This is a genomic window from Streptomyces otsuchiensis (genome assembly GCF_004305975.1).
Taxonomy (GTDB): domain Bacteria; phylum Actinomycetota; class Actinomycetes; order Streptomycetales; family Streptomycetaceae; genus Streptomyces; species Streptomyces otsuchiensis.
This window is the reverse complement of record NZ_BHZI01000395.1, coordinates 1-4,115: the sequence shown is the minus strand read 5'-3', so window position 1 is coordinate 4,115 and position 4,115 is coordinate 1. Positions and strand designations below refer to the sequence as shown.

Annotated in this window: 3 protein-coding genes and 1 pseudogene; 1 reads left to right on the top strand and 3 read right to left on the bottom strand. The window is 72.5% G+C overall.

Annotated features, from left to right (window positions below; genetic code table 11):
• Nucleotides 1-57: 57 nt before the first annotated feature.
• The 3 genes from E0D90_RS24185 to E0D90_RS24175 form a co-directional block, all read right to left on the bottom strand.
• Nucleotides 58-270: a DUF397 domain-containing protein gene (locus E0D90_RS24185; protein ID WP_130800080.1), complete on the bottom strand. Its 213-nt coding sequence runs from the start codon at nucleotides 268-270 to the stop codon at nucleotides 58-60.
• Between the two features lie 390 nt (nucleotides 271-660).
• Nucleotides 661-1,536, bottom strand: a complete 876-nt coding sequence (locus E0D90_RS24180) for a helix-turn-helix domain-containing protein (RefSeq protein WP_130800081.1) — start codon at nucleotides 1,534-1,536, stop codon at nucleotides 661-663.
• Between the two features lie 644 nt (nucleotides 1,537-2,180).
• A complete protein-coding gene (locus E0D90_RS24175) occupies nucleotides 2,181-2,978 on the bottom strand; it encodes a GOLPH3/VPS74 family protein (RefSeq protein WP_227870463.1) in 798 nt (265 codons plus the stop codon).
• Between the two features lie 197 nt (nucleotides 2,979-3,175).
• Between E0D90_RS24175 and E0D90_RS24170 the strand changes: the two are divergent.
• Nucleotides 3,176-4,115: pseudogene (locus E0D90_RS24170) on the top strand (hypothetical protein); the annotation flags it as partial.

The window sequence follows — 4,115 nt, the reverse complement described above, 5'->3', positions numbered from 1 at the left end:
GCGCCGGAGTCGCCGCCCGGTGCGCCGGGCCGCGGACCGCCGAGGGCGGCAGGCGCCTCAGAGCCGGCCCAGCCGCCCGCCGTCGCCCACCGCCGCGACGAAGCGGCTCCAGCTGTCGGTCGTGAAGCCCAGTCTCGGGCCAGCCGGCTCCTTGGAGTCACGCACCGCGAGCGCGTCCGGTACCGGCGAACGAACCTCCACGCAGGCGCCGTTCCCGCCCGAGTAGGAGGACTTGCGCCAGGTGTGCGTCGTACCGTGCTGAATTGCCATGACTGAACTCCGGCTCCTTTCCAGGATTTCCCTGGTCGGTCAGAGCGCCGGCCGTGAAAGCCGGACGCCTTTGCGTCGCCTTTTCGGCGCACCGTGGATCTGCGCTTCGCTGACCGTACCGGCCGTCGTGGCGACGCCAAGGGCGTATTCACTCAACCGGATGACTCGGGTCCATCACCCTGCGCGTGGCTGGCGTGGCAGTGTAAGGTTCGCGCCAACTCCAGCGTATTCAGACCATTTCGGTGAATCACGCGCCACCACGACCGCCCCCGGTGCGCGGCGCACCCCGTCCGCACCCCGCGCACCACCGGTGCGCCGCCGCCCCGTCCGTGGGGTCGGCGGCGCACCGGGTGGCGCCACGGAGGGCGGCCCTCCGGTCGAGAGGGTGTTCTACGCCGTGGTCCGCGCCTCGAATTCCTCGGCGATTCCGATCACGAAATCCCGGGTCATCTCCGGGCTCAACGCCTGCGCCCGGAGATGCTCGTAGAGCACGCTGTAGTTCTGCACGTCGTGCGGCTTCTCCAGATACAGGTCGTTGGTCACACCCTCCAGATAGACCACCGTGGAGTCATTGGCCTCCGGGAACTCCATTATCGCGTACTGCCCGTTCACGCCCGGGTGCGCCCCGGACTCGAAGGGCATCACCTGGAGCGTGACGTGTGGAAGCTCGGAAACCGCGACCAGATAACGGAGTTGGGCCGCCATCGTGGCCGGCCCGCCCACCTGTCGCCGGAGCGCCGCCTCGTCCACGACCGCCCACAGCCGCAGCGGTCGCCGCTCGTCCCGCACCCGCTCCTGGCGGCGCGTCCGCACCTCCACCCGGCGCTCCACGTCCGAACGCGCCACCTCGGGGAGCGCGCCGGATATCACCGCCATCGCGTAGTCGGTCGTCTGCAACAGCCCCGGAACCACCTGCGGTTCGTAGACGCGCAGCGAGGCCGCGTCCATCTCCAGGCCGATGTAGACGCTGTAACCGGGGGAGAGCTCGGCGAAGGCGTGCCACCAGCCCTGCTGGCGCGACTCCCGCGCCATCTGCATCAGCGAGTCCACCAGCCGGCGGTCACGCACCTCGTAGACCCCGCAGAGGTCCCGGACGTCGCGTTGCGAGATGCTCCGGCGCCCGTTCTCCAGCCGGCTGATCTTCGACTGGGAGACCAGCAGCCGGTCGGCGACCTCCTCCGCGGTCATGCCGCGGTCCTCACGGAGCTTGCGCAGCTCCTGGCCCAGCCTGCGCCGCCGGACCGTGGGATTGACGTTGCCCGCCACGGACAGTCCACCTCCGTAGATCATGTGACTACCGATCACGAGAGTGCCACCTTCGCACCTGTTCGCGCTGCCGAACGGCCACAGCGCGCGATGGCGGAACGGCGTTCGGTGAGCCGCGCCGTGGCGGGGGCGGGCGACGCGGTGGCCGAACGTGAGGTGCTGATCGCTGCCGCGCCCCGGGCGTCGCGTCGCGTCGCGGTGGTACACGGCGACGCGGTACACGGCGGTTCCCGGAGGACGGGTGGCGGGCGGCCGGACGGTGGCCGCCGGGCGGCGCACGTCCACGCCCAGGCGCTGCCCGCGCACCGGACGCGCCGGGCGCACGGAGCGCGCATGGCGGGGTGCGGGATGTGACGAGGGGCGGGACCGCGCGTGTCCCGACGGCGGCGCACGCACGCCGCGGCACGGGTCGAAAGCGGACCCGGTGCGAGCCCGGTACGGACTCGGTGCGGACGCGGGTCGGCGCGGCGGGGCGACGGTGCCCGCGCGCATCGAGGATGCGCCGGACTCCACCGCCCCGCCGCGCGTCCCGCGGCTCCCGGATGGTCCGGGGGCCCGCCGCACGCGTGCCGGCGCCCGAGCGGCGCCGGCCGCGCTCGCCCCGGACACCTCATGGGTCCGTGGCCGGCGGGCCGGTCAGGGGGTCAGCGTGTGGACAGCGCGGAGTGCGCCGTCCTCGCCAGCTCCCTGGGGTGGGAACGCTCCGGCCGGCGCGGTGCGCTCGGCTCGGGCGCCTGGGCCGGGACCGTGGCCGTCCTGGGAGACGGCCGGCGGCCCCTGGTGTCGTTGTTGTTGCCGGCGGCGCGCTTGGCCTGGCCGGCCGCGCCGTTCTGGACGTCCATGACGGCGTGCGCCACCAGTCCGCCCATCGGGTCGTGCCGGATCAGGTCCCGCAGCCGGGACCGAGAGGATCGCCCCTCGTTGCCCGGATACAGGTGCTTCCCGAGGCCGACCGAGTGGGCCAGCGCGGCGAGCGCCGCCGTCCGCGCGTCCGGTGGGGTGCCGGTGCGGATCGCGGTGTCAAGACGTGTCCTGATCTGCCTGCTGACCACGTTGTCCGATGCCTGGTACCGAGTGGTCGGCAGGACACCGCACATGTGGTTCTCGACCGCCTGCACCATGCCGCAGCGTTCGAGATGGGTGAGATAGGTCTGGCGCAGCCCCAGCCGGGGCCCGCCGATCCAGTGCACGGCGCGTACCGGGCTGCCGCGTCTGCGCAACAGCTCCAGCGCCGTGTCCAGCGTCGGATCTCCTGTAGGCCGTGCCAGTACCACGGCGATGCGGTCCCCATTGGGGGCTATCCGTCCGGCGAGCGCCAGTTCGACGAGCTGTGCCCCGGCCAGGCCGAGGTCCAGCGACTGCGGCTGTGCAGTGGTACCCGTTGCCGGGTCCAGTGCGAGCAGCAGCAGCTCCTCCGGAATGGTTCTACGACTCCTGCTCATCCATGCCTCCCCGCGTGGATGACAGACAGGGTGACGCCTCTCACAATGGTCTGTCGAGAGCACGTGGTGGGTTTGTAATGAAACCCGTAGATATGTCGTTGTGGTTTTGTGAGGTAGGGGTGGGAGCCGAGGCCCCTCGACCCCGCGTCAGACTGTTAGCGGCGGATGCCGTAGGAACAGCGGGCGAGGAGGCATGGGTGGCGGGTAAGTCCCCGGACAGGTCGGAGCTGGAGCGATCACCGGAAGAAACGCGCGGGAAGCCGGGTTCGGTTCCCGGGGACGCGAACGGAACGAGCACGACGGGCCAGGGCGGGGCCAAGGGGGGCGACGAGGCGACCACGACACTGCGCAGGTCCGATCTCGGACCCCGCGACGACTCCTCCGACCGGACGGCGGTGCTGCGCCTGCCCGCGAAGAGCGAGGACGCGGACAGCGGCGAGCGGGAGCGGGACGCGGACGGCGGGACGATGCAGCTGGCGGGTGCGGGTGCGGGTGCGGCGGCCGAGGTGGGCAAAATGGGCAAGGCGCGGGATGACGAAGGCGGCGACGAGGACCGCGAGCAGGCAGAGGCCGTGACGAGCGACGGCGGGGAGCGGCGCGACGGGGACGACTCGGAGGACGTGGTCGAGGTCTCGGCGGCGGCCGTGGCCCGTGCCGCCGCCTCTGGAGACGCGGCGGAGGAGCCCGAGCAGGCCGACAAGACCGAGAAGCGCGAGCAGGCTGAGGAGCGCACGGATTCCATAGCGCCGGAGAAGGCCGCCACGGACACCGAGGGCGGCGGCGACGACACGGGCGACGCGGAGGTCGCTGAGGCCGCCGACGACGCCGGCGGTGCGGCCGAGGCTGCGGACGAGGGTGACGGAGACGTCGCCGAGCCGGAGCCGCAGAAGCCGGACGCCGAACCCGCCGCGACGCGCAAGCCCGAGGACGACGAGCCCGCCGGCGACGCGGTGGTGCCGGCGGTCGACACGAAGGGTGACCGGGCCGTCGCAGATGCCGACAAGGCGGACTCGGCCAAGGCTGCTGACCCGGAGACCGCCCCGGCGACGGAAGCGGAGGCGGAAGCGGAGGCGGAGACCGAAACGAAGTCGGAGCCGGAGGGCGACGAGCCCGCCGCCCCGCCCCGGCCCGCGACTC